Genomic DNA, 298 nt, shown 5'->3' on the forward strand with positions numbered 1-298 from the left:
ACCCGTGCCGCAATCGCGCTCTGGCGTGACGGAATTTGGTTTGCCGCCTGCAGCGATTCTGCCTATAGTCGGCGCCGTCGTCGGTTCCGTTTTTGGAGCCAAGAGGGAATGCGGTGAGGGTGGACTTCCTGCCCAAAGCCGTGGCTGCCCCCGCAACTGTGTGCGGTAGTCCTGCCCCATAGACCACTGAGGATTTGCCTCGGGAAGGTGGGGAAGGGCGTGGATCCGCGAGCCAGTAGACCTGCCGGCGACAAGAAAGTTGACTTCTATGCCCTCGGGTGGAGGGCGAAAGGACAAG

1 riboswitch is annotated in these 298 nt (G+C 61.7%).

Going from position 1 to position 298, the window contains the following annotated elements:
- The first annotated feature begins 64 nt into the window (after positions 1 to 64).
- Positions 65 to 264, forward strand: a riboswitch (cobalamin riboswitch).
- Positions 265 to 298: the final 34 nt, after the last annotated feature.

The organism is Mesorhizobium sp. M8A.F.Ca.ET.207.01.1.1 (assembly GCF_004794715.1).
Classification (GTDB): domain Bacteria; phylum Pseudomonadota; class Alphaproteobacteria; order Rhizobiales; family Rhizobiaceae; genus Mesorhizobium.